Annotated in this window: 22 protein-coding genes; 11 read left to right on the top strand and 11 right to left on the bottom strand. The window is 65.4% G+C overall.

The genetic code is table 11. The features are described from left to right. Nucleotides 1-2: 2 nt before the first annotated feature. Entirely contained in the window at nucleotides 3-506 is a 504-nt protein-coding gene (locus ACSBQT_RS06055; RefSeq protein WP_435001174.1) for a zinc-binding dehydrogenase, read from the bottom strand. A 457-nt stretch (nucleotides 507-963) separates the two neighbouring features. Between ACSBQT_RS06055 and ACSBQT_RS06050 the strand changes: the two genes are divergently transcribed. From ACSBQT_RS06050 to ACSBQT_RS06030, 5 genes are read left to right on the top strand one after another with little or no spacing between them, the layout of a single operon-like run. After that, the gene (locus ACSBQT_RS06050) at nucleotides 964-1,902 is read left to right on the top strand and encodes an ABC transporter permease (protein ID WP_435001102.1); all 939 of its coding nucleotides are present in this window, start codon (nucleotides 964-966) and stop codon (nucleotides 1,900-1,902) included. 11 nt (nucleotides 1,903-1,913) lie between these two features. Continuing rightward, nucleotides 1,914-2,843 carry an ABC transporter permease gene (locus ACSBQT_RS06045; RefSeq protein ID WP_139909407.1) on the top strand — a complete coding sequence of 310 codons (930 nt, stop codon included), beginning with the start codon at nucleotides 1,914-1,916 and terminating at the stop codon, nucleotides 2,841-2,843. Between the two features lie 2 nt (nucleotides 2,844-2,845). Beyond that, nucleotides 2,846-3,676: an ABC transporter ATP-binding protein gene (locus ACSBQT_RS06040; protein ID WP_410709254.1), complete on the top strand. Its 831-nt coding sequence runs from the start codon at nucleotides 2,846-2,848 to the stop codon at nucleotides 3,674-3,676. Next, nucleotides 3,673-4,494: an ABC transporter ATP-binding protein gene (locus ACSBQT_RS06035; RefSeq protein WP_435001100.1), complete on the top strand. Its 822-nt coding sequence runs from the start codon at nucleotides 3,673-3,675 to the stop codon at nucleotides 4,492-4,494. Before ACSBQT_RS06040 ends, ACSBQT_RS06035 begins: the two co-directional genes overlap by 4 nt. Next, a complete protein-coding gene (locus ACSBQT_RS06030; protein ID WP_435001099.1) occupies nucleotides 4,494-6,035 on the top strand; it encodes an ABC transporter substrate-binding protein in 1,542 nt (513 codons plus the stop codon). The genes ACSBQT_RS06035 and ACSBQT_RS06030 overlap by 1 nt, the downstream gene beginning before the upstream one ends. Before the next feature lie 9 nt (nucleotides 6,036-6,044). On the opposite strand, the gene ACSBQT_RS06025 is transcribed toward ACSBQT_RS06030, so the two are convergent. Continuing rightward, nucleotides 6,045-7,343 carry an FAD-binding oxidoreductase gene (locus ACSBQT_RS06025; protein WP_435001097.1) on the bottom strand — a complete coding sequence of 433 codons (1,299 nt, stop codon included), beginning with the start codon at nucleotides 7,341-7,343 and terminating at the stop codon, nucleotides 6,045-6,047. Further along, complete coding sequence (locus ACSBQT_RS06020) at nucleotides 7,340-8,701, bottom strand: aromatic ring-hydroxylating oxygenase subunit alpha (protein WP_410709259.1); 1,362 nt, start codon at nucleotides 8,699-8,701, stop codon at nucleotides 7,340-7,342. Before ACSBQT_RS06020 ends, ACSBQT_RS06025 begins: the two co-directional genes overlap by 4 nt. Nucleotides 8,702-8,857: 156 nt before the next feature. Between ACSBQT_RS06020 and ACSBQT_RS06015 the strand changes: the two genes are divergently transcribed. Continuing rightward, nucleotides 8,858-9,784, top strand: a complete 927-nt coding sequence (locus ACSBQT_RS06015) for a LysR family transcriptional regulator (RefSeq protein ID WP_410709260.1) — start codon at nucleotides 8,858-8,860, stop codon at nucleotides 9,782-9,784. On the opposite strand, the gene ACSBQT_RS06010 is transcribed toward ACSBQT_RS06015, so the two are convergent. Continuing rightward, nucleotides 9,720-10,112 carry a hypothetical protein gene (locus ACSBQT_RS06010; protein WP_410709261.1) on the bottom strand — a complete coding sequence of 131 codons (393 nt, stop codon included), beginning with the start codon at nucleotides 10,110-10,112 and terminating at the stop codon, nucleotides 9,720-9,722. The genes ACSBQT_RS06015 and ACSBQT_RS06010 overlap by 65 nt on opposite strands. A gap of 145 nt (nucleotides 10,113-10,257) precedes the next feature. On the opposite strand from ACSBQT_RS06010, the gene ACSBQT_RS06005 reads away from it, so the two are divergent. Continuing rightward, nucleotides 10,258-11,667 (top strand): APC family permease, encoded by a 1,410-nt coding sequence (locus ACSBQT_RS06005; RefSeq protein ID WP_410709262.1) that lies wholly within the window; start codon nucleotides 10,258-10,260, stop codon nucleotides 11,665-11,667. Nucleotides 11,668-11,758: 91 nt separating this feature from the next. On the opposite strand, the gene ACSBQT_RS06000 is transcribed toward ACSBQT_RS06005, so the two are convergent. Next, nucleotides 11,759-12,064 (bottom strand): hypothetical protein, encoded by a 306-nt coding sequence (locus tag ACSBQT_RS06000; RefSeq protein ID WP_410709263.1) that lies wholly within the window; start codon nucleotides 12,062-12,064, stop codon nucleotides 11,759-11,761. A 254-nt stretch (nucleotides 12,065-12,318) separates the two neighbouring features. On the opposite strand from ACSBQT_RS06000, the gene ACSBQT_RS05995 reads away from it, so the two are divergent. Further along, nucleotides 12,319-13,413: a hypothetical protein gene (locus ACSBQT_RS05995; RefSeq protein ID WP_410709264.1), complete on the top strand. Its 1,095-nt coding sequence runs from the start codon at nucleotides 12,319-12,321 to the stop codon at nucleotides 13,411-13,413. 33 nt (nucleotides 13,414-13,446) lie between these two features. Here the strand turns inward: ACSBQT_RS05995 and ACSBQT_RS05990 are convergent, their stop codons facing one another. Both ACSBQT_RS05990 and ACSBQT_RS05985 read right to left on the bottom strand, forming a co-directional pair. Beyond that, nucleotides 13,447-14,802 carry a D-serine ammonia-lyase gene (locus ACSBQT_RS05990; RefSeq protein ID WP_410709265.1) on the bottom strand — a complete coding sequence of 452 codons (1,356 nt, stop codon included), beginning with the start codon at nucleotides 14,800-14,802 and terminating at the stop codon, nucleotides 13,447-13,449. 31 nt (nucleotides 14,803-14,833) lie between these two features. Beyond that, nucleotides 14,834-15,814, bottom strand: coding sequence for an ABC transporter substrate-binding protein (locus ACSBQT_RS05985; protein ID WP_370034812.1), 981 nt, complete (start codon nucleotides 15,812-15,814; stop codon nucleotides 14,834-14,836). A gap of 221 nt (nucleotides 15,815-16,035) precedes the next feature. Here ACSBQT_RS05985 and ACSBQT_RS05980 point away from each other — a divergent pair, with 221 nt between their 5' ends. Beyond that, entirely contained in the window at nucleotides 16,036-17,049 is a 1,014-nt protein-coding gene (locus ACSBQT_RS05980) for a siderophore-interacting protein (protein WP_410709266.1), read from the top strand. A 50-nt stretch (nucleotides 17,050-17,099) separates the two neighbouring features. Here ACSBQT_RS05980 and ACSBQT_RS05975 read toward each other — a convergent pair whose 3' ends face one another. Then, entirely contained in the window at nucleotides 17,100-18,062 is a 963-nt protein-coding gene (locus tag ACSBQT_RS05975) for a DMT family transporter (RefSeq protein WP_410709267.1), read from the bottom strand. A gap of 81 nt (nucleotides 18,063-18,143) precedes the next feature. Here ACSBQT_RS05975 and ACSBQT_RS05970 point away from each other — a divergent pair, with 81 nt between their 5' ends. Continuing rightward, nucleotides 18,144-19,028 (top strand): LysR family transcriptional regulator, encoded by an 885-nt coding sequence (locus ACSBQT_RS05970; protein ID WP_410709268.1) that lies wholly within the window; start codon nucleotides 18,144-18,146, stop codon nucleotides 19,026-19,028. A gap of 80 nt (nucleotides 19,029-19,108) precedes the next feature. Here ACSBQT_RS05970 and ACSBQT_RS05965 read toward each other — a convergent pair whose 3' ends face one another. Both ACSBQT_RS05965 and ACSBQT_RS05960 read right to left on the bottom strand, forming a co-directional pair. Further along, entirely contained in the window at nucleotides 19,109-20,545 is a 1,437-nt protein-coding gene (locus ACSBQT_RS05965) for an FAD-binding oxidoreductase (protein ID WP_410709270.1), read from the bottom strand. A 73-nt stretch (nucleotides 20,546-20,618) separates the two neighbouring features. Beyond that, the gene (locus ACSBQT_RS05960) at nucleotides 20,619-21,983 is read right to left on the bottom strand and encodes an MFS transporter (protein WP_410709271.1); all 1,365 of its coding nucleotides are present in this window, start codon (nucleotides 21,981-21,983) and stop codon (nucleotides 20,619-20,621) included. 307 nt (nucleotides 21,984-22,290) lie between these two features. On the opposite strand from ACSBQT_RS05960, the gene ACSBQT_RS05955 reads away from it, so the two are divergent. Further along, a complete protein-coding gene (locus tag ACSBQT_RS05955; protein ID WP_435001095.1) occupies nucleotides 22,291-23,322 on the top strand; it encodes a DUF2332 domain-containing protein in 1,032 nt (343 codons plus the stop codon). A gap of 112 nt (nucleotides 23,323-23,434) precedes the next feature. Here the strand turns inward: ACSBQT_RS05955 and ACSBQT_RS05950 are convergent, their stop codons facing one another. Further along, nucleotides 23,435-24,649 carry a PucR family transcriptional regulator gene (locus ACSBQT_RS05950; protein ID WP_435001094.1) on the bottom strand — a complete coding sequence of 405 codons (1,215 nt, stop codon included), beginning with the start codon at nucleotides 24,647-24,649 and terminating at the stop codon, nucleotides 23,435-23,437. Between the last annotated feature and the right edge of the window lie 165 nt (nucleotides 24,650-24,814).

The following is a 24,814-nucleotide window of genomic DNA, read 5'->3' as shown; positions in this document are numbered from 1 at the left end:
GATCAGTGCTCGAGGATGATCTTTCCGGTCGTCGCCCGGGACTCGAGCGCTGTGAAGGCGGCGGCCACCTCGGTGATGGGGAACCGGTCGCCGATATCGATCTTGAGGTCTCCGCTGCGGATCCAGCCGAAGATCTCGTCCGTGTGAGTGCGGAGCTCTTCCGGGGTCCGGACATGGTCGGCGACGGTGGGGCGGGTGAGGAAGAGCGAGCCCGAGGTGTTGAGGGTATTGACGTCGACCGGATCGACCGGTCCGCTGGCGTTGCCGACGACGATGGTGCCGCGGGTGGCAACGGCTTCGAGGCCGCCGTCGAAGGTGGTCTTGCCGACCCCGTCGTAGACGACCGAGGCGCCCCGGCCGTCGGTGACCGCGCGGGTCCTCTCGGCGAAGTCCTCGTAGCCGAAGATGTGGGCGGTGCCGTTCTTCCGGGCGATTTCCGCTTTGGCCTCGGAGGAGGTCGTGCCGATCACTGTGGCTCCCTTGAGCACCGCAATCTGGGTGAGCAGCTGACCGAGTCCACCGGCGGCCGCGTTCGTCGCCGCCTACCTCAACCACATCGCGCGCAATCTCGACCTCGTGCTCCTCACCGAAAGCAGCTCCCCGAAAGGACGCTTCGACCGAGAGACCTACCCCTTCTGGCGGCGCCACGTGGAGATCCTCATCACCGACACCTGGACGACCGGGGCCCCCGAGTCGTCGGACGCGAACGCACCCGAGCCCGATCTGATCCGAACCCGTGCCGAGGCGGTCATGGCAGTTCTATCGCCGCACAGATCGACCAGTGGCTGCACAGACAGGAGCGCGCACTCGACGAGCTGACCCCTCAGATTCAGACGATCGTCACCGCGATCGCCTCACAGTAGGGACCGACACGCCGCATCCCGGATCGCAGAGGCAAGGCGTGGTGCGAATAGACTGACAGGTGTAATCCAGGTCACACTTGGGAGTCGCAGGAGGCCAGCCGTGGGCAAGTACATCCTCCGGCGTGTGCTGCTGATGATCCCGATCGTCCTCGGTGTCGCCACGCTGTCCTTCATCCTCATGAAGCTTGCCCCCGGGGACCCCGCCGCCGCCTATCTCGGCGACAAAGCCACTCCGGAGAACGTCGCTCAGCTTCGTCGGGCCTGGGGTCTCGACGAACCGATGATCATCCAGTATCTCCAGTTCCTCGCGGGCCTCCTCGTCGGTGACTTCGGACAGTCATTCATCTTCCAGACCTCCGTCCTCGAGCTGCTGAAGCTGCGGATGCCGGCCACCCTGCTGCTCATGCTCGTGTCTCTGGTGTTCGCTGTCGTCATCTCCGTCCCGCTGTCACTGTGGGTGGCGGCGAAACGATCTGCCGCCTCGGCGATCGTGTCCAGGGTCTTCGCCGCCACCGTCCAGGGCATGCCGGCTTTCTTCGTCGGCACCCTGCTCATCCTCGTCCTCGGGGTGAACCTGGGCATCTTCCCGGTCGGCGGCTACGGCAGCAATTTCGGTGAGCACCTCTACTCCCTCGTCCTGCCCGGTCTCGCTGTCGCACTGACGATCTGCCCCGTGCTCATCCGCAGCCTCACGGCCGCACTGAACGATTCGATGTCGGCCGAGTACACGAACTTCGCCCTGTCGAAGGGACTGAGCAGGAAGCGGACGGTGATCGACTATGCCTTCCGCAACGCCGGAATCACAGGTGTTTCGATCCTCGGCATCCAGGTCGGCCACCTCGTCGGCGGTGCCCTCGTCGTCGAGAACGTCTTCGCGATCCCCGGTGTCGGCTCACTCCTGATGGAAGCCGTCCTCGCTCGCGACTACGACGTCGTGCAGGCGCTGACTGTGATCTTCGGTGTCCTCGTCGTCCTCGTCTACCTGCTCACCGATGTCGTCTACAGCATCGTCGATCCACGTGTGCGGCTGGGGGCATGATGAGCGAACCGATGACCTCCCCCACGGCGACCGGTGCCGGTGGCCCCAATGGGAAACCGCCGCGGACTCGCGGCGGCACTGCGTCCCGAGCGACGCCGACCGCGCGGTTCACGCTTCCCCTGCCGGCATTCCTGCGACGGCACAATCTGCAGCTGTGGATCGGTGCGGTCATTCTCGGTGCGATGGTGCTGCTGCTCGCCGTCGGACCGCTCTTCGTCACCGACGACCCCAATCGGCAGGACCTGCTCAACACCTTCGCCCCGTCTTCGGTCGCGCACCCACTGGGCACCGATCAGCTCGGACGAGACGTCCTCTCCCGCTTCCTTCACGGCGGTCGCGTCGACCTCATCGTCGCTGTCGTCGCCGTCATCGTGCCCTTCATCCTCGGCACGGTCCTCGGTTCGCTGGCCGGGTACTTCGGTCGCTGGGTCGACATCGTCATCATGCGCCTGGCCGATATCGTCTCGGCCTTCCCGTTCTACGTCCTGGTCATCGTGCTCGTCTTCGTCATGGGCAACGGAATGGGCAGCATCTTCGTCGCCATCAGCGCCGTTTCCTGGGTGGCCTACGCTCGCATCGTCCGCGGCGAGGTGCTCGTCCTCAGAGAGCAGGAGTTCATCTCCGCCTGCCGCGCCTCGGGGCTGAGCACTCCCCGGATCCTCACCCGCCACATCATTCCGAACACCGTCAGCCAGGGCGTCATCTACGCGATGAGTGACATCGTGCTCAACATCGGCGTCGTCGTCACCCTCAGCTACTTCGGCATGGGCATCGTCCCGCCGACCGCCGACTGGGGTCAGATGATGAATGACGGTCAGCAGTACATGGGCACCGGCAACTACGGCCTCATCCTGTGGCCGGGGTTCGCCGTCGTCATCGTGTCCTTCGCGCTGGCGCTCATCGGCGACGGACTGACGAACACGCTGAAGCCGAAGAGGTGACCATGCCCATCCTCGAAGTGGACTCCCTCACCGTCGACATCGACGGAGAGGCCGGACGGCGTCGGATCCTCGACGACGTGTCGATCAGCCTCGAGGCCGGTGAGCCGATGGGTCTCGTCGGCGAATCGGGATCGGGCAAGTCGATGACGCTGCGCAGCATTCTCGGAATGCTCCCGCCCGGCGCGTCCGTCGTCGACGGAGAGATCCGGTTCGACGGTCGCAATATCCTCAGCTCCGGGCCTGGCGGACGATTCGATCAGCGCATCCGCGGCACCGGCATCTCGATGGTGTTCCAGGAACCGGCCATCGCGCTCAACCCGGTGATGAAGGTCGGCCGCCAGATCACCGATGCCATCGCCGAGCGCAGAGGACTGTCGAAGAAGCAGGCCCACGACCTCGCCGTTGAGCTCATGGACCGTGTCGGCATCACCGACCCCGACCACAGAGCCGGACACTACCCGTTCCAACTCTCGGGTGGAATGCGTCAGCGCGTGATGATCGCAGCGGCGTTGGCGCAGGAGCCGCAGGTCCTGCTCTGTGACGAACCGACGACGGCGCTCGACGTGACGATCCAGGCACAGGTGCTCGATCTCTTCCGCACCATGCAGCAGGACGAGGGTCTCGGGCTGCTCTATGTCACCCATGACCTCGCGGTCGTCGCTCAGCTGTGCTCGTCGATCAGTGTGATGAAGGACGGGCAGATCGTCGAACACGGTGTGCTGCAGGAGGTCTTCGACGATCCCCAGAAGGAGTACACGCGTCGACTGCTGACAGCGACTCCGCGCATCGATGAGGACGTTGACGATGCGGGCCTTGCCGAGGAGACACGATGACCGAGACTCAGCCTTCGTCGGCGCCGGTGCGCGGTCTGCGCGCCGAGAACGTCACCGTCACCTTCGGACGTGGTGACCGCGCCTTCACCGCGGTCGATTCCGCCGACCTGCAGGTCCTCCCGGGCGAGATCGTCGGACTCGTCGGCGAATCGGGTTCGGGAAAATCGACCCTGTCCCGAGTCATCTGCGGACTCCAGCGCGACTACGACGGCACGGTGAGCGTCGACGGTCGGGAGTTCGCACAGAAGCGCACGAGCGCACAGTGGCGGATCGTGCAGATGGTCTTCCAGGACCCCTTCGCCTCCCTCGACCCCCGTTATACGGTGCGGGCGACCCTCGCCGAGGTGATCCGCCATCATCGTCTCGCCTCCGGTGCCGCTCTGCGGGCCAGGTGTGCGGAGCTCATGGAGATGGTGCGGCTTCCCGAGGAGTTCCTCGACCGCACCCCGACCGCTATGTCGGGAGGGCAGAGGCAGAGGGTGGCGATCGCCCGAGCGCTTGCCGTCGAGCCCAGCATCATCGTCGCCGATGAGGCCGTCTCCGCCCTCGACGTCAGTGTTCAAGCTGAGATCGTCGCACTCTTCGCCCGACTGCGCGAGGAACTCGACCTGTCAATCCTCTTCATCTCCCATGACCTGGCGGTCGTCAAGAAGCTGTGCGAGCGGATCTACGTCATCCACAACGGACGTCTCGTCGAAGAGAACACCACCGAGGAGATCTTCAGTTCCCCGCGCGACGACTACACGAAGACACTGCTGAAGGCGATACCCACCTTCGACAGCGCTTACCTCGATCGGATCCGAAGAGGGGAAGGGTGATGGCCAAGAGATTCGCAGCGGTGACTGCCGCGCTCTGTGCCTGCCTCCTGGTCCTCGCAGGGTGCAGTTCATCAGGAGAGAAGACTGCCCGGCCCGGAGGCGACCTCGTCTTCGCTCGCGCCGCCGATGCCACAACTCTGCTGCCACCCACGACGACCCAGAATGAAGACATCTGGACGCTCCAGCAGGTCTACGAGACTCTCACGCTCAACAAACCCGACGGATCCGGGGTCGAACCGGGGCTGGCAACCGATTGGGAAGAATCGAAGGACAAGATGTCCTGGACCTTCCACCTGCGCGAGGGAGTGAAATTCCACAGCGGCAAGACCCTCGACGCCGACGATGTCGTCTTCTCCCTCAACTATGCGCGGGATCAGGAGGATGAGAACAATCTCTGGGCAGCCGAATTCGACCCGATCAAAGACGTGAAGAAAGTCGATGACCACACGGTGCGCATTGACCTGAAGCAGCCGTGGGGTCCCCTGCCCAGCTATATGGCTCTGTTCGCCGCATCGATCTACCCCGATGACTTCGGCGGACACGACGCCGAGTACATGGCAGCGCACGCAGACGGCACCGGGCCGTTCGAGGTCGGCAGTTGGAAAAAGGGACAGAGCCTCGAGCTGGTGAAGAATCCGGACTACTGGGAGGACAACGTCCCCTCTCTGGATTCCGTGACCTTCAACGTCGTCGCCGATGACAACACTCGTCGCCTGCAGCTGCAGGGCGGCCAGGCCGATATCAATCAGGAGCCTGCTCCATTGAGCATGAGTCAGCTTTCGCGCTCTCAGGACATCAATGCCCAGGCCTTCACCTCGACGAAGATCCTCTATTTCAACATCAACAACAAGGAGAAGGGACTCGACGATCCCAAGCTGCGCCGTGCTATGTCGTATGCGGTCGACCGCAAGTCCATCGTCGAGGTGGTCTACGCCGGCTATGCCGAACCCGCGACCTCGTTCATCTCCCCCGGCCTCGCGGGTCATTCGGACGAGGTCGACAGCAGCCAGTTCGACATGGAGAAGGCCGAACAGCTGGTCAAGGAGTCTGATCATCCAAACGGAATCGACATCACTATTCAGATTCCCTCGGGTGTCGCCGATCGTGAGCTGCTGGCGCAGATCGCCCAGCAGGCGTGGCAGGACATCGGCCTGACCGTTCACGTCCAAAAGCTCGACGATGCGACTCTGACGACGAACCGCACGAACGGCGACTTCCAAGTTCAGGTCAGCTATGCGACGTCCGATGTCTCCGACACTTCGCAGATGATCAACTTCCTCGCCGTCACCGACGACTCCGGGGTTCGTTCGGGCTATGCCAACCCCGACGTGGAGAAATGGGCCAAGCAGGCCGTGGCCGAAGAGGACCCGAAGAAACAGAACGAGCTCTACGCCCAGATCCAGCAGCAGGTCGCCGACGAGGCCCCGATCGTACCGATCGCCTACCAGCGGGCACTGTACGGAATGAGCCGGGATGTCGTCGGCTTCGAACCCTACGTCCTCGGCACCTATGGGCTGAAGGAGACGAAGCTCAAGCACTGAGCAGGCAGCTCACCTCTCGATGACGAGGTCGGTCAGCGGGGTCGAGCAGCAGGGCAGGAACTTGCCCGCAGCGATCTCCTTCGGCCGGATTCCGCCTGCATGCTTCATCTCGACTTCGCCGCTGACGAGCACGGACTTGCAGGTTCCGCACGCGCCTTCCGAGCAGGATGAGGGCACCGACAGTCCGGCGTCCAGAGCAGAGTCGAGGACTGTCGTGGACTCATCACAGTCGACCACGCGCCCGGAAACCGCGAACTCGACGACGTGGCTCACTCCAGTGCCGCCGACGACGCCGGCTCCGGCGGCTTTGGCTCTCGCACCTGCCTTGGCCAAACGGTCGGCAGGTGACGTGGCGAAGACGAACGATTCCTCATGCATTCGCGCCGATGCCACCCCCGCCTCGGCGAGCAGGGGTCGTACCGCTTCCATATACGGACCCGGCCCGCACACGAAGGTTTCGCGGTCGGCCGCGTCGGGGACCACCTCGGCGAGGGTGGACGCATCGATCCGACCCCGCCGACCGGTCCAGGTCTCGGCCTCGGAATCCCGGGAGCACAGGATGGTGACGCTGACTCCGGCGACTTCAGCGAGCTGTTCGAGCTCGGCGCGGAAGATGATGTCCAGCGGCGTCGAGGCGCTGTGGACGAAGACGATGTCGGTGCCCAGCCCTCCCTGTCTGGCCAGCAGGCTGCGCACCATCGACATGATCGGGGTGATTCCGGAGCCGGCGGAGAGGAAGAGGTGACGTTCGGCCTGGTGAAAGCTCGTGCTGAACAGCCCGTACGGCCCGTCCACGTGCAGCTGATCGCCGACCCGCACGTTCTCGTGCAGATGAGTCGACACCGCTCCCCCTGCCACGCGCTTGACCGTGACGGTGAAGATGTTCGTGCCGAAGGGCGCCGAGGAGATCGAATAGCAGCGCTCAAGGCCGAGCTCGGGGATGCGCATCGTCACATACTGACCCGGCGCGAAGTCAACGGCGGTCATCCATCCCGCCCGCAGCTCGAAGGTCTTCACGTCGTGGGTCACCTGGGTGATTCCGGTGACCTCGACGGGGCCGGTGAGCAGTTCCGGGTCGAGTTGCAGTTCGGCGAGCATCGGGCCATCCGATGCAGCGGGCACCCGGTCGACCGGCGCGGCGAGCGCGGTCTCGACTGCCGTATCGAAGGCCGGCGGGGCGGCCGTATCGAAGGCCGACTCTAAGGCGGCCGCGAGTGCGGGTCGCCTGCCCCGAGTGGGCACTCGGAACGTCGCCTTGCCCACGGGCGCGGATGCAGCCTGGGCGAATGTCGAATGGCGGTACCTCATCGTCGCTCAGCTCCTTCCAACCGCACGGTTCGCTGTTCTCGATGGGCCTTGAGCCGTTCGATGTACCAGGTGACGAAGTCATCGACTTGCGATTCGGTGGGGGCATAGGGTCCCGGCACGTACGCCGGCGACGAGATGCCCAGGTGCCCGCGTTCACAGAAGGTCGCATCCTGTTCGTTCGTCTTGAGCCACACCGTCGTGAGGTTGTCGAGGTCGTAGTCGGCGCCTTCTTCCGCATCGGCGTGGACGAGCCAGGTCGTGCGCACCAGCGTTTTATCCTCGGCCAACGGCAGCAAGCTGAACGTCACCACGTGGTCACCCATCGCGTGGAACCACATGTTCGGCTGCACGTGCAGCGAGGCCCGGCCCAGAACGAAAGTGTCGAGGTTGCCCAATAATTTCGCCGAGGCGGCCGATCCGTCCATCGTGTACGACTCGCCCTTCCCGTCGAGAGCTGCCCGTTCGATCCGGAATCCGGTGGGCCGTCCGCTCAGCTCCTCGACGAGGGCATAGGGCAGGCCGTTGCGGTCGCAGTCGGCATGCAGCTGGTCCTCGGCGTCGAGGTACCGCTGGTACGCCGGCTGCAATCGCTTGGGAATCTCGTCTGGTTCGTAGCCGTAGGTGGGGAAGAACGTGCACGTCAGCTCCGGGTGGCCGGCTTCGCAGTGGTAGCACTCGCGGTTGTTCTCCATGACGAGCTTCCAGTTCGAGTCCTCGATGAGGTCACTCTGCGCAGCCACCTTCGTCCCGGCGATGTCATGCCCGGTCAGATAGGGCTCGATGACCTCGGCCACCTCGTCGATGTCGTCCGGTGGGGTGGGGCTGAGGCAGATGAAGATCAGCCCGCCGATGACGCGGAGGTTCACCGAGCGCAGCGAGAAGCAGGACCGATCAAAACCGGGAGCTTGGACACCGGCGGAGATGAGTTCGCCCGACGGCGTGTACGTCCACTGGTGGTAGCCGCAGACGATGTTGCCCACGGAACCGGACAGATCATTGAGCAGCCGCGTGCCCCGGTGGCGGCAGACATTGTGGTGTGCCCGGATCTCACCGTCGTCATCGCGGATGACGATGACCGAATAGGCACCGATGTCGATCGTGAGGTAGTCGCCGGGCTCTGGTACTTCGGCGCTTGATGCAACGAAGATCCACGTCGAGGCGAAGATCGCCTCGATATCGCGCGCGAAGAATTCCGGACTGATGTAGAACGGCGCCGCCAGCGAATAGCCGGGCACACGTTCGTCGATGAGCCGGTCGATATCGGTCCTGCCGTGCCCGCCCGATCCGGCGGCCGCACCCGACCCGGCGGGTCCGCTCGTGCTGGAATCGGTCCGCTTCTGCTCTGGTGCCAGAGTCAATTCGTCCACCACCTCGTTGTGATCGCGTCGGCCGCTTCTCCTGCCGGCTCCTTCGCCGACCGCGACCGCGGAGTTCGTGCTCCTGCCCCCAGTGTCCGCCAGAGGTTTGCTGAAGAAAAGCGAATCTTCTTCATCCGAAACGTGCAATACTATTGCATGATCGATCCGCGTCTCCACGTCCTTCGGGTCCTTGCCGAAGTCGGCACCCTCACCGAGGCGGCTCACCGCCTCGGATACACCCCTTCAGCCGTATCGCACCAGCTCAGAGGCCTGTCGAAAGATCTCGGCGTGCGCGTCGTCGAACCGCGCGGTCGCGGACTCGTCCTCACTCGCGCCGGTCAGCTCCTCCTCGAACGCTCGCAGGAGCTCTTCACCAGGTGGGAGGAGATCCGAGGTGAGCTCGACGGCCTCGGCACCGGCCTGGACACGCGCACCAGACGGCTGCGCCTGTGCGGCTTCTCCACTGCCGCGGCCGCGCTGCTTCCACCGACAGCCCTGACGGTGATGGAGCGATTCCCGGGCGCCGAGGTCACGATCATCGAAGCCGACCCCGAGGAGTGCTTCGACCTTCTCATCTCCGACCATGCCGACGTCGCCGTGGTCGTGGCCACCGACCCGCTGCCGCCGCGCAGCGATCCCCGTTTCGAGCAGTCGGCGCTGTTCAGCGATCGCCTCGATCTGCTGGTTCCCGTCGGACATCGCCTGGCAGAGAAGTCGACGGTGGCGTTGAGCGAGGCCGCCGAGGAGTCCTGGATCCTCGACCGGTCGGGTTCGCCGTATCACCGTCTGGTGCGCACCGCGTGTGCGGCTGCCGGCTTCCAACCGGAACAGGCCCATCAGTCACGGGAGTGGGAGACGGGGGCGTCGTTGGTCTCGGCAGGACTCGGTGTCGCGCTCATTCCTCGCCTGGCACGTCTGCCGGACGGCTTCGATGTGGTGCGTGTGCCGCTGCGCGGTGATCCGGTGCCGTCGCGGAAGATCCTCTCGGGCATCCGCCGCGGTTCGGGCGCTCAGCCGATCATCGCCTCGGCGTTGGAGGTCCTCCGGGAGTCTGCGGAAACTGCGGCCCGCCAGGGGGCATGACCCTCCAGATCTGCGGTCGCATTCGACGCCGCTTCCGCGCGACGACGGTGGTGAGCACGATCCCGGCGATGAGCACCAGAACGGATATGACAGCCACTACGAATCCGGTGGTGTAGAAGCCGGAGGCGAAATCGTCGAAGGCGTCGACGTTGCCACCGCCTCCGAGGAGGAACAGGAACATCGGGATGACGAGGATGCACAGTCCCACCCCGAGGCCGAGGACTCCGGCGATGATGAGGAGGATTCCCGGCACCACGGACGGTTTCTTCGCGGGCACACCTCCCGGCGGGACCCCACCGGGCTGGATCATCTGCGGGTGATAGGTCATCCGGGCCTCCTTCGTCTCTTCCGATCCTATCGGGACTCGAAACCACGCCATGACCTGCGCGTAGAGTTGAAGCGCACACTCACCGATCGCGGACAGTGGACTGACCACGGCGAATCGGGCCTCGCTTCGAAGGGACGGCACCACGATGGATGACACGACTGCCGACGGCCGGTCCGACAACGAAACTCAGGCTTCCGCACCCGGGGGCACGGCCGCCTCGGCGCAGGGTGGGAGCCTCAAACGCACGATCGGTCTGAGCGAGCTCGTCTTCTTCGGACTCGTCTTCATCGGTCCCGCGGCCGCCGTCGGCGTATTCGGCACCCTCGATGCCCGCTCGGGCGGAGCCGTGGCACTCGTCTACATCGTCGCGACGATCGTCATGGCCTTCACCGCGGTCAGCTATATGCGCATGTCACGGGAGGTCCCCCGCGCGGGCACGGTGTTCGCCTACGCCTCGGCGGGAATCGGAAAACCGGCCGGCTTCGTCGCCGGATGGATGATCCTCCTCGACTATCTCTTCATCCCCTCGGTCGCCTATCTGTTCACCGGGATCGCCCTGAACTCGATCTTCCCCGCGCTGCCCGTTTGGGTGTTCGTGGCCGTGGCCGTCATCCTCACCACCGGGCTCAATCTCGCCGGGGTCAAGGTCGCCTCCCGCGTGATCACCGGGGTCGTCCTCGCAGAGGTGGCCGTCCTCGCCCTGGTCCTCGTCCTCGGCATCGCCTACCTCATCCAGCACGGCCCGACGCGGGGATGGCTGACGCCGCTGACCGGGGTCGATGCGTTCTCCGTGACCGCGGTGCTCGCGGCCGCGTCCGTGGCCGTCCTGTCGTATCTCGGCTTCGATTCGCTCGCGACATTCTCCGAGGAGGCCAAGGGCGGTCCGCGGATCGTCGGCCGGGCCACGCTCATCTGCCTCGTGCTGGCCGGTGTCTTCTTCGTCGCGCAGACCTGGGTGGGCAGTCTGCTCTCGCCGCTGACTCCGGCGGACCTGCAGGCCGACCCCGCGCTCGAGGGTGCCGCCTACTACGACGCCGTCGACTCGACTCTCGGCCCGTGGCTGCACTGGCTGCTCGCCTTGGCCAAGGCCGTGGGTGCGGCGTTCTCCGCGATGATCGGTCAGGCCGCTGGCTCCCGCATACTCATGGACATGGGACGGTCGCGTCAGGTGCCGAAATTCCTCGCCGAGGTGGCCCCGAAGACCGGTGTTCCGTGGAAGGGAATCCTCGTGGCCGCCGGTGGCAATGTCATCGTGGCCGGGTGGGCGGCGACCCGTGCCGATGGTCTCGACCAGCTGACCTCGATCGTCAACGTCGGGGCGCTGACGGCGTTCATCTTCCTTCAGGCCTCGGTGGTCGGATATTTCCTCGTGAAGAAGCAGGGCAGCGAGACTCCCAACTGGTTCAACCACGGCGTCATTCCGGTCATCGGCGCCGCTCTGCTCATCGCAGTGCTCGTCAGCGCGAATCCTTTGGCCCTGGTCATCGGGGCGATCTGGCTCGTCATCGGCATTGCGGTGTTCGCGGTGAACAACCGGCGGCGAATCCACGGTTGAGCCGCTCAGGTGGCCCTTCGTCAAGCCATCTGGGCATGAGACAAGCGGGCCGCCTCGGCGATGGAGTCGTCGGTCGGACCGGCTCGAGGTCTCAGTCCTGCAGGCGGGTCGTTCCTTCGTGGCCGCCGGAGGTGTTGAGCTGTTTGGCATAGCAGCTGTCGGGGCCGAGACCGTGCGATGAGCACCAGGACAGGGCGTCTTCGGGATCGTCGTAGCCGATGCCGACGACGGTCACCCAGAAGTTGTCTTCTTTGAAGCTGCTGAAATCGCCGGACCAGATGAGCTTCACGCGGGGGAACTCTTCGCGCAGTCCTTCGAACTCCTCGAGGATCGATTCTTCGTCCCAGGTCTTCCCTTCGGCTTCGAGACCGACCTTCTTCGAACTCAGCTGCGGCACCCATTTGCCGTTGAGTTCGCTCTTCGCTGTCTGTCCGTCGGAGTCGGCGAGCTGTTTGAGTGCCTTCTTCGGGTCGTCGGGAAGCGCCGATTCGGACTCGGTGGGTTCGGGTGCTGAGCTGGCCGTGGCCGAACTGTCATCACTGGCGGTGCTCGTCGGCTCAGTCGTGGAGGCGACGGTGTCGGGATCCTCGGAGTCCTTGGAGAAGAAGGTCGGGTTCGGCCGGTCAGCAGTCGTACTCGGCTCCGCAGGGAATGTACGCCGCGCAGCCGTACGCGGGTCCGGCCCAACCCTTCGACAAGAAGAAGGCGAAGCTCGTCTCAGTCGTCGCCGGCGGTGCCGCCCTCCTCCTCGTGGCCGCGATCATCGTCGTCACCCAGCTCAACGGGCACATGTTCGGCCCCGAGGCGACGGTGGAGAAGTACTTCTCGGAGCTCTCCGACGGTGACGCCGAAGGTGCACTCAAGGTCGCCGACGTCGACGTTCCGCAGGAGTCACGCACCCTGCTGACCAACGACGTCCTCGGCGGCTCGAAGGCACTGCCCGACGATGTCACCGTCGAAGACGCCGAGATCTCAGGAGACACGGCGACGGTCGCAGTCACCTACGATGTCGGCGGTTCCAAGGGCAACAGCACCCTGACCCTGCACAAAGCGGGGAAGAAGGCGCTGTTCTTCGACGACTGGGCGCTCAAGAGCCCGGACCTGCTCACTCTCACCGTCGACACTCCCGGCCTCAAGAAGGTCAAGGTCAACGGAATCGACGTCGACAGCGACGGGTCGACCCTGTCCCTGCCGGCCTTCCCCGGTCTCTACACGATCGACCTGGCCGAGAGGTCCGATCTCATCACCGCCGACGCGGTCGAGGTGCGGGCGTTCCTCGGCGATGACGCGAACATGGAGGGCGAGGAGACGCCGCTGCTCGCCGCCCATCCCTCGGACGCGTTCCGCAGCGAGGTCGACAAGCAGGTCAAGACCCTCATCGACAGCTGCGCGAAGAAGACGGTCGCCCAGCCCGACGGGTGTCCGTTCGGATCCTCGCTGGCCGAAAGCTATGACGCCACCGGCCTCACCTGGTCGATCTCGTCGTATCCGACGGTGACCGTCGCCGATGACTCCATGGGCGCCGACCAGTATTCGAACCCCGAGGACGCGACCGGTCCGAACGGCGGTCCGGCGTGGCTGATCTCCTCGGACACCTCCGGTGAGGCGCTCGTGACTGGCAGCTATGACATGTTCGACGAGTCCGAACCCTTCGATGACACCGTGTCCTTCGACCTCAACGGCACGGCCGAGATCGTCGACGGCAAGATCGTCATCACCGTCAACGACGACCCCTGGGACTGGTGACCGAGGCGGCGTAACCCGCCCGGGGCACGCCGTTCAGTCGACGAAGATCGCCGAGGCGGGGCTGCTGATCCGTTCGACGAGCCCCAGTCCGTCGTCGACGTAGGCGACGCGTTCGTCGCCGGGGACCATCGCCCCACCGGTGAGCCACACGAGGTGGACCCCGGTCGAGGACCGAGCCGCCGCCTCGCCCATCCGCCACGGAATGGTCAGCCCTGCGGTGGCGGAGGGTTCGACATCGATGCCGTCGGTCTCATGGAGCACGCCGACTCCAGCCCGGATGACCTCGTCGGGGACCGCGGCGAAACCGGAGATGAGCGGCCCGATCGTCGGTCCGATGAAGCGTGACGGGCGGGCGACCGCGAGTCCGTCGGCAGCGGTGGCTCCGGACAGCCCGATGTCCTGGACGGAGATGCCGCTGTGCCGACCGGTGCGCACTCCGAGGAACATCGCCGGCGCCTGGCTCGGTTCGACGAAGATGCAGCGCGCCGCAGCGCCGAAGACCCGTTTGAGCCCGAAGGTCACTCCCCCGGGCCCGCCACCGATTCCGCACGGCAGATAGACGGTGAGCGGATTCTGCTCGTCGATGGTCACACCGGCGGCCGCGAACTGGCGCTCCAGCCGCAGAGCAGCCACCGAGTATCCGGCGAAGAGGCTCACGGAGTCCTCGTCATCGACGAAGTGCGTGTTCTCGGCAGCTTTCGCCGAAGCGCGGCCGGCATCGACGGCTTCGACGAAGTCGCCGGCGTGTTCGATGACGTCGACCCCGTGGTCGCGCAGCATCGTCTTCTTCCATTCCCGGGCGTCGGCTGACATATGCACCGAGGCGGCGAAGCCGAGCCGAGCACTCAGGATCCCGATCGACAGCCCGAGGTTGCCGGTCGAACCCACGACGATGCGGTGGTTCGCGGCGATCTCACGAAACTCACGAGTCGAATAGGTGGCGGGGTCAAAAGAGTCGAGTCCGTGCTCGGCGGCGACCGCCTCGGCGAATTCGAGCACCTCGTGGAAGCCGCCGCGGGCCTTGATCGACCCGCTCACCGGCAGAGAGTCGTCGCGTTTGAGCCACAGCCGTCCGCCCAGCTCGGATCCGAACAGACCGTCGAGGCGATGCTGCGCCGCAGGCGCCGGAACCAGCGCCGATTCGATCATTCCGCCGCTGACACCTGGAAACGCCGATGCGAACTCGACCGGAACGGTCGCCGCCTCCGGGAAGGTCTCGGCGAACCAGGGCGCGAAGCGGTCGAACCGGGCCGCCGCGGAATCCATCATGTCCCCGAGGTCGGGCAGGACCGCCTCGGTGCCGGTGGAGCGGAGCCACGTAGTCGGGGCACCCGAAGCCAGGGATCGGATGATCTCGTCGGTGCTGAGTTCGTCAGGCAGGTCGGTCATGCCCCGATCGTAGCCCGGCGGGGTGCGGGCCTCAGCTCTGGACGATCTTCTTCGCGGACTCGAGGACGTCGGCGAGTTCGTTCAGCCATTTCGCGTAGCCGTCATAGGTATAGGCGCGTTTGTCGTCCCAGGTGCCGAGCTGGTCCTCCTTGACTGCGGGCAGGCTCTTGTACACCGGGTTGTCCTCGTAGTCGGTCGAGGCGTCGTGGACGAGGACGACGTCGGCCGGGTAGTCCGACATCTTCTCCCAGGAGACTTCTGCCCAACTGCTCTCTCCCGTGGCATCGGGGCCAACGAGGGTGAGCCCGTCCTCACTGAGCATCTCGGCGATGCCCAAGGAGTTCGAGGTGTAGTTGATCTCTGCGGTGAAGTTCGCCAGCAGCACTGTCAGCTGGTCCTGCTTCTTCGCCACGCTGCGGATGCGTGCCCGAGCGTCGTCGAAGGCCTTCCGCTTGTCGGCGATGGCGCCGGTGTCCGTGTCCTTGCCCAGCGCCTCGGCGATGGCCGCGTACTGAGCGAACATCGCGTCGGGGCCCTGTCCGCCGAGTTTGACCGGGACGAACGGCACGAGCTCACTGACCTGGCCTTTCACCTTCTCGTCCCACCAGGTCCACCCGTCGCCTGCTTCATTGCCGTAGGCGACGAGGATGTCCGGCTCGGCGACGGCGAGAGCCTCGATATCGAGTTCCATATCTGTGCCGACGACCTCGGCTCCTTCCGAGTCGAAGGACTTGCCCGGGGATTCGTTCTGTCCGAACCCGAAGACAGCGACCGGCGTGATTCCGTACTGCGCGAGACCGGCTGCCGAATAGAAGTCCGCGGCGATGCGCTTCGCCGGACGGTCGAGTTCGATCGTCAGCCCGTCATAGCCTTCCGGCGAATACGTGAAGTTCGGGGCGCTGCCCGCACTGCCGGAAGCACCGTCACCTGCATCGCCATCGGCTTCGCCGCGGCAGCCGACGAGGGCGAACGGGGCGAGAACGGACAGGGCAAGGAGCTGACGACGACGCATCGAGAGCCTTTCGGTGGGCGTCCCCACGGGGACGGAACTGGTGCGCCTGTAGTGACGCCGGGACCACCGTAGCACTATTTGGAAAGGCTAGCCTTACTAAATTAGAGTAGAGTAGCGTTGCGGATGTTGACATATCCACGACAGCTGCACACACGAACACAACGCGTCCCCGCGGGGACGCTCTCACGGCCACATGGTCCTGGGGATGCGAAGGAGAATCAGTGTCACGAGCCCCCATCGGTGCCTTCGAAGCAGAGGTCCTCGCCGTCGAAGACCTCAGCCCGTCCTTCCGTCGGGTGACTTTCGGGGGTGCGGGACTCGAGGAATTCGGCCCGAACACCCACCCTCGTGATCTGCGGATCAAACTCGTCATCCCTCCTCAGCGTGCCGCCTCGCCGCAGTTCGATCTGCCGGCATTCCTCACCGAGCAGGAAGCCGCTGGAGTGTCCTGGTACCAGGCCTGGCTGCAGGTCAGCCCCGAGGTGCGCGGCGCGATGCGCACCTACACCGTGCGCGAATGGGACGACGCCGAGCGCAGACTCGTCATCGACATGGTCCTCCACACCGATGAGCACGGCCACTCGGGCCCGGCGGCCGAGTGGGCCGAAGCCGCCGAGGTGGGCCACCGCCTCCATATCATCGGCCCCTCCCGTGCCTCGGAGACTCCGTGCGCCGGGATCGAGTTCGCCCCGGGAGATGCCAACCAGATCCTGCTCGCCGGCGACGAGACCGCTGTGCCCGCCATCGCCTCGATCCTCGATTCGCTCAAGGACAGCCAGGCGCGGGGCAAGGCCGTTCTCGAAGTCCCGAGCGCCGAGGACATCATCGATATCGCCGCGCCCACCGGCTTCGAGATCGAATGGCTGCCGCGCGGGGAGGCCGACTTCGGTCAGCTCCTCGAACCTGCCGTCCGCGAGGCGGTGCGTTCGGAGACCCGGATCCCCATCGGGGCCGGAGCGGCAGGGTCGGCCGGCGGGCCGGATGGTCAGGTCCGGGAACTCGACGATGTCAACATCGACGAAGAGATCCTCTGGGATGTTCCAGCGGCCCTCACCGAGGCGGCTCAGGGCAGTTCAAGTGCCACGGAGAAGGACGACCGCCCCTTCTACGCTTGGATCGCAGGAGAGGCCGGACCGGTCAAGCGTCTGCGCCGCTACCTCGTCCAGGAAGTCGGGGTCGACCGCAAGCAGATCGCGTTCATGGGCTACTGGCGTCAGGGCAAGGCCGAGGGCTGAGTCCTCAGACCCAGCTCGGCTGAGTTCTCGGACCCTGCCCGACTGAACCCTCAGACCCTGCCGGGCTGATCCGGCGACCGTCGCAGAGCCCGAATGATCTGCGGCCCGATCGCGGCGGCCGCCCCGGCCAGGCAGAGCACACCGCCCACTGCGGCCAGCGGAGGCGGGACCTCTCCGAGAACGATCCAGGCCATTACGACGACGATTGCGGGGACGAGGAGACTCGAAGAGCTGAGCAGACCTGCCGGCAGAGATTTCAGCGCATACCCCCAGAGGTTGAAGGCGATGGCGGTCGGTACGACTCCCAAGTAGATGATCTGCAGTGTCATCTCGATGGGCGCCGCAGCCACCTCGTCGATGAGGCCGGGGGCGAAGATGAGACTGACGAGCGCGCCGACGAGGATTCCCATCCAGGTCACGGTCACCGAATCCTCCCCAGACAGGAAGTGCTTCTGCAGCAGCACGCAGGCGGCGTAGAGCACTGCGGCGACGAGGCTGAGGACGAGGCCGCCGACGGTGAAGAAGCCGGTGAAGCTGGCGGTCGTGATCAGCCCGATTCCGAGCAGGGAGACGATGATGCCGATGAGCAGGCGCTTCGGCAGCCCTTCTCCGAAGACGAGGCCGGCAAAGACGGCGATGATCAGCGGTGCGATATTGACGATCATCGAGGCGGTTCCGGCATCGATCGACCGCTCTGCGGCGTTGAGTACGACGACGTAGGCGGAGAACCAGGCGATGCCCCAGAGTGCGAGGATCAGCCAGACGACCTTGCCGGAGGGGAACCTCGGGCGGCGGAAGAGCATCCAGACGGAGAGCACCACGGCTGCGGCCGCGCCCCGCAGCAGCGCCATCGGACCGGGCGAGAACGCTTCGCCGGAATCGCGGATGACGACAAAGGACGACGCCCAGAAGGTCATGGTGAGCAGGGCAGCGATCCACGGGAGGACGCGGGGAGCCGTCATCTGTCGGGGATTCGGACTCGCGACTCGAGGACTGAGGGCTGATCTGTTCATAGGACGATTATTCGTCGCGCGACCGTGAAAGAAAAGCGCACAATATTGCACAACTGTTCGTGATATGCGTACGGTTCAACTGTGTACAACGTCGCTCACCTGAAATCGTTCAAATCGGTCGCACTCACCGGGTCAGTCCGTTCCGCCGCACAGCATCTCAGTCTCTCCCCGTCCGCAGTCAGCCATCACCTCAAACTCCTCGAACAGGAGACCGGTCTGACTCTGTTTCAGCGACAGGGACGCGGTCTGTGCCTGACCGACACCGGTTCGGCGATCATGTCCGACGTCGACTCCGTGCTCGAGAGCTCGGGGCGATTGGGACAACGCATCTCGGACCTGCATGAGAATCGGATCGGACGCCTGTCGATCGGGTGCTTCGGCACGGCCGGCACCCAGTGGATGCCCGAACTCGTGTCCTACCTCGAGAACCGCCATCCCGATGTCGCCGTGCAGCTCAACCTGGCAGAGGGTCCCTGGAACGAATTCCACTCCGATGTCCAGGTCGTGATTGCAGATTCCGAGGATCCCGTGTTCTCACCGCAGGTGGAGAGCCACTTCCTCACCGAGGATCCGTATGTGGTCGCAGTGCCCGACGATCACCCCCTGGCCTCACGTCCGGAGGTCAGCCTCGACGAGCTGGAGAATCATCCTTGGATCGACAACGACACCGGAGACGGTCCGTGTCGGACGATCCTCTTCGACGCCTGCGCACGCACAGGGGTGGCGGTGCACTTCAAGCACGAGGCTCACAGCTTCGCCACTGCCCTGCACATGGTCAGTCGGGGCTTGGGTCTGACGATTCTCCCGCGGCTCGGTGTCGAACCCCTGCCTCCCGGAGTGGCCATCATCCGGCTGACAGCGCCCGAACCGATCCGCTTCATCCACGCGATCAGCGATCCGGGCCACCCGCAGCAGGAACTCATCGAGGATGCGGTCACAGCCCTGCGCGAGCTCGCCACCGGCTGACGATGGAAAGACCGCCGGCCTCCTGCTTCGAGTGTGCGCCTCGGCAGCTCATGGGCCCTCTGCTGACGGTCCGACTGCGCTCAGATCTCGGCGAGCATCTTGCCCGGGTTGAGGATGCCCAGCGGGTCGAGCGCGTTCTTCACGGCCAGCTGGATCCGTCGTGATCCTTCGTCGAGTTCGTTCGGCAGCCAAGCACGCTTGAGGAACCCGACCCCGTGTTCGCCGGTGATCGTGCCGCCGAGCTCGAGGCCGATGCGCATGATCTCAGCGAACACCCCTTCGGCCTTCGCCGTCTCGGCGGCATCGCCGGAGTCGAAGAACACCGATGGGTGCATATTTCCGTCGCCGGCGTGCGCGACGAGGGCGATCTCGAGTCCGGATGATGACCGCAGTTCGGCCAGACGGTCACAGAATTCGGGCACGGCGGTGCGCGGCAGACAGACATCGTCGAGCAGCTGACCGCCGCCGTGAGCGTTGGCGAATTTCTCGTAGGCCGGCTGGATCATCCGCCGTGCAGTGATGAGAGCTGCGGAATCGCTCGGGTCGTCGGAGTACGCGACGTCGAGGGCACCGCAGCGCTGGGCCACCTCGGTGAAGGTCGACATCGCGGCCTCCGCATCGGTCGGATTGTCGTCGACCTGCATGATGAGCATCGCCCCGGCATCGCCGTCGAGGCCGAAGTCGCCGTAGTCGTTGAGCATGCGCAGGCTGGCTCCGTCGAGGAATTCGAACAGGCTCGGCACTCCGCCGCCGGCCATGAAGTCGGCGACGGTCTGCAGTCCGCTGCGCTCATCCGGGAAGGTCGCGATCGCAGTGAATGGTTCGGGCAGGGCGGGCACGAGGCGCACGGTCGCTTCGACGACGATGCCCAGGGTTCCTTCGGAGCCGATGAAGAGATGGCGCATATCGAGTCCGGCCACGCCTTTGGCCGTCTGCGGGCCGAGCGTGGTGATGGTCCCGTCGGCGAGGACGACTTTGAGTGAGCGCACGTAGTCCCTGGTCACACCGTATTTCACGCAGCAGAGTCCGCCGGCGTTCGTTGCGATGTTCCCACCGATCGATGACAGTGCCACCGATCCGGGATCCGGCGGGTAGGACAGTCCGAACGGGGCGAGGTGGTCCTTGAGGTCCTGGTTGATGATGCCCGGTTGGACGGTGACGAGACGTTCTGCCTCGTTGACGGCCACGACGTCCTTCATCTTCGACACGTTGAGCAGGATCGCTCCCGGTGAGGCGTTCGCGCCTCCCGAGATCCCCGACCGCGCCCCCTGCGGGACGACCGGCACCCGATGTGCGCTGGCGAAGGCCATGACCTCTTGGACGTCTTCCGCCGAGGCGGCCCTGACCAGGGCGATCGCCCCCTCGCGAGGGCAGAACAGGGCTTCGTCGCTGGAGTGGGCGTCGATGACATCCGGGTCGGTTGTGAGGGCACCCGGGCTCAGTCGTGCGGCAAGATCATCGAGTGCCGCCGGGTCGAGGCTGGGGAAGTCGGGTGCGGTGGACGTCGGGGTCGTCAATTCTGCTCCTCGGATCTGTGGGGCGAAGGCGGCGTTGGACCGCCTCGGCGAGGTGAAGTGACCGCGAGGGCCGTCACTTCAGCTTCACGTCCAGGTTATCGGGGGCGGGTGCGGCCCGGAGGATGAGGGTGACGATGCCGGCGGCGACCATGGCCGCACCGACGACCCACATGCCGGCATTCTGGGTTCCGGTGAGGTCGGCCAGCCAGCCGGTGATGTAGGGGGCGAAGAAACCCGCGGAGTTGCCGAGCGAGTTGATGAGCGCGAGTCCCGCGGCGGCACCGGCACCGGCGAGGAAGGTCTGCGGGAGCGGCCAGAAGGTCGGCAGGGCGGCGCAGATCGCCATGCAGGTGATCGTCACGGCGATCATCGTGGTGAACGGCGAGGACAGGTAGAGGGCGATGGGGATCGCCACACCGCCGACGAACAGCGGGATGGCCACGTGCCACACACGCTCACCCGTGCGGTCGCCGTGCCGGGACCAGAAGTACATGGCCAGGGCGCCGAAGACGTAGGGGATGGCCGTGATGAGGCCGATCTCGACGATCGAGTACTCGACGCCGAAGGACTCCTGGAAGCCCGCGATGATCGTCGGGAGGAAGAAGCTCATGGCGTAGAGGCCGTAGACCATGCCGAAGTAGACGAAGGACAGGGCCCAAACGCGGGGCTGCAGCAGCGACCGGCGGACCGGGTAGTGGAAGGTCTCTTCCTTGCTCTTCTCCTCTGCGTCCATCGTCGACTGCAGCCAGTTGCGCTCTTCGGCGCTCAGCCACTTCGCGTCCCGCGGGCGGTCGGTGAGATAGAAGATGCACATAATGCCCAGGAGGACGGCGGGCACGCCTTCGATGATGAACATGAAGCGCCAGCCGGCGAAGTTCTCGAAGATCGAGTTGCCGCTGGAGATCAGCCACGACGACAGGGGCGAACCGACGACGCTGGAGAGCGGGATGGCGAGCATGAACAGAGCCGTGGCCCGCGCGCGCATCGAGGTCGGGAACCAGTACGTGAGGTAGAGGATGATTCCGGGGAAGAATCCCGCCTCGGCGACGCCGAGGAGGAACCGCAGCACGTAGAGCCAGCCGTGGTTGGGCACAAATGCCATGGCCGCGGCGACGATGCCCCAGCTGATGAGGATCCGGGCGAGCCAGATGCGGGCGCCGAACTTGTGCAGAGCAAGGTTCGAGGGCACTTCGAGGATGAGGTAGCCGAAGAAGAAGATGCCTGCAGCGAACCCGAACTGGGTCGCATTCATCGCGAGGTCTTCGTTCATGCCGCCCGGTCCGGCGATGCCGATGTTCGTCCGGTCGAGGTAGTTGATGAAGTACATCGCGATGACGAACGGGATGAGACGGATGAGGACCTTGCGCAGGGTCCTCTTCTCCAGTGCCGAATAGGCGGGGGTCTGTCCGCTGGTCGGCGGGCTCACCTCGGATGACATGCGATCTCCTTCGATCAGGTCGGGCCACGGTGGTGGCTCGGGGATGCGCCGTGAACATGGTCGTCGGCGCGTGATGGCAACACATTACGACAGCGCGGGCGGCTGACCTAGCGTTCGCAGCAAAAGTACCGAATACCGGGACGGGGACTTCAATCGGCTCGATTCTGCCGGCGCTCGGATGTCGAACCGTGCTCGACTCGACCTCCGCGTTCCGCCTTGAACGACGTTTCGGTTGCCCGCTCGCCGTCGGGCAACTGGTCGGTACGATGAAGTCACTGAGGCGCGGATACCACTGCGAGGGGGCGACATGCAGCCGATGACCGAGCTCGAAGCCGAGACTCTGCGCGACTACTACGGCAAGTTCGCCCGCCTCGAGGCGTCTGGAACCTCCCCGATCTATACCGCTTGGGCTGAAGGCGTGGCCGCCGATGACGAGGTCATCGCCCTGTTGCTCGAGCTTCCCCGACCGAAGCGCCAAGCCAACCTTCTCTTCGCCGCGGCCCGCCACCTCGGCGCTGGCGAAGGCTCCTATGCTGACCCGCGTACATGGCTGCTCGACGACTGGGCGAAGGTACGCGAGCTCATGCTCGCCCGGTCGACCCAGACGAATGAGGCGGGTCGTTGCGCGACGCTCCTTCCAGCACTCGCACGGGTTCCAGGACCGCTTGCGCTCATCGAGGTAGGCGCCTCAGCGGGACTCTGCCTCTATCCCGACCGGTACAGTTACCGGTTCACCGTCACCGAGGCGGCCTGGTCGTCCGGTTCATCCGCGAAGTCGACGACGCTCGACCCTGCGGACGCTCCGAGCCCGGTCGTGCTCGAATGCGAACTGACGAACACTGCCGTGCCGAACCGCCTCCCCGAGGTCGCGTGGCGCGCCGGAATCGATCTCAATCCCCTTGATATCACCGATGGTGACCAGCGGGAATGGCTGACGTCGCTGATCTGGCCCGAACATGAGGCGAGGCGGGAGCGCCTCCTCGCCGCTGCCTCGATCGCGGCCGCCGATCCCCCGCATCTCGTCCGCGGCGACCTGCTCGACACCGTCGAATCCCTGCTTGCCAAGGTGCCAGCCGGGACCCAACCGATCGTCTTCCACAGTGCGGTGCTGGCCTATGTCGACGCCGAGGCGCGTGCCCGCTTCGCTTCGCTCATGCAATCGCGCGACGACGTCGTGTGGATCAGCAATGAGGGCGCCGGCGTTCTGCCTGACACTCGCGCTCAGCTCGAGACACTCGGGATCGAGCCCGATGGGCGATTCGTGCTCAGCGTCGACGGCCGAGCTGTCGCTCTGACCGGACCGCACGGGCAGAGCTTCACCGGCCTGCCGCAGTCCTGATGCGCGGCCCGGACCCCTCGTTCAAGCCGCAACGCGGATGTCACGCCGTGCACGGGTAGACATCTGCGCGCCGCTTTGATCGACGCGTCGAGGCGCCGCCGCACCCCCACATTCACGCCCAACCGACAACGAGGCGGGCCGCCTCAGCGGGGATCATCGGATCGACTCCCGTGAGGTCGGCGAAACGGCGCAGACGATTCGCCACAGTGTTCCGGTGGCAGAACAGCTGCGCGGCAGACGCACCGATGCTCCCCGAAGCGAGGTAGACCTGCACCGCCTCGACGAGGCGCTCCCGCTCGACCGGACCGCAGGCGAACAATGCCGAATCGACATCGGCGAGGATCGGGTTGCCGGCCGCATTGAGCGACCGTGCGGCCAACCTTGCCCACCCGCTGCGCCACGTCATCGCAGTTGTCTCATCAGCGGCGATGACATCGGCGAGGTCACGCGCGGTCAACGCCGACCGCCGCAGGGTGCCGATCCCGTCGGCGCGGACATATCCCACCCTGGCCTCGGCGATCTTGCCGGCGAGCGCCGCCGAGGTGTGGCCGGCTCCGCCCCCGACCGGAGTGGAAGCAGGGCCCGCACCTCCTGGAACCTGCGTGAACGCAATGAGCACCTCGCCGAGGTGGTGCGTGAACATGGTCCCGCCCGCGCGGACATGATCGGAGATGATCACCCGCAGGGCCCGGACATCGTCCCCGGTGGTGGCGACGACGAGCAGCGGTGAGTCGACATCGAGACCGAGCCCGGTCGCGATCCTCGACAGGCGCTCCGCGGTGGGATCGGGATCATCGAAGAGACTCGCGATGAGGCCCGCATGCACCGAATCCTCTTCCGCGCGCATCCGAGTGCGCTCGGCGGTATAGGCCTGTTGGACCTGCGAGACGTATTCGTCGACGGTGGATAAGACGATGCCGGTGTGCCTGATGACGAGTTCCGCATCCTTCTGATTCGCCACTCGGGTGAGCACTTCCCAGAGCACGTTGAAATCGTGGCGGATCGCGGTCATGAGCGCCTCGAGCGGGATTCCTGCCCGCGCCCGGGAGACCCCGACCTCGGTCGAAACCGCCACTGGCCCGTCGAACCCACCGGATCGCAGTCCCTCGATGAGGGTGGAGAAGGAGCGCCGACCGGTCCGCCGCAGCTCCGAGACCGGAATCGGTGCGGGATCGTAGCCGGAGACCGTGACGACGCGGGTCATAAACCGATCGGTCAGCTCATCGAGATCGAGAGCGTCGAGGAGCTCGAGCCAGCGGCGTTCGTCTCCGGGCTCCGGACGGTCTCGAAGCTGTCGTGTGCCCGCAATTCCATCCTGTTCATCCATCACAGCGTCCAGAATATGTGCATCTGCACAAGCACTGCACGCTTTTCGGCGACAAATGTGCCTGGATCAGGACATGTGGCACTCTGTAAGGTCGAGACCTGCCGGTCGATCGCAATGATCGACCGCTGCACCACCCGCACCCGGACTCGGCCGACCAGGCCCAGG

The organism is Brevibacterium sp. H602, assembly GCF_051172395.1.
Classification (GTDB): domain Bacteria; phylum Actinomycetota; class Actinomycetes; order Actinomycetales; family Brevibacteriaceae; genus Brevibacterium.
This window is presented reverse-complemented; position numbering and strand designations above follow the sequence as displayed.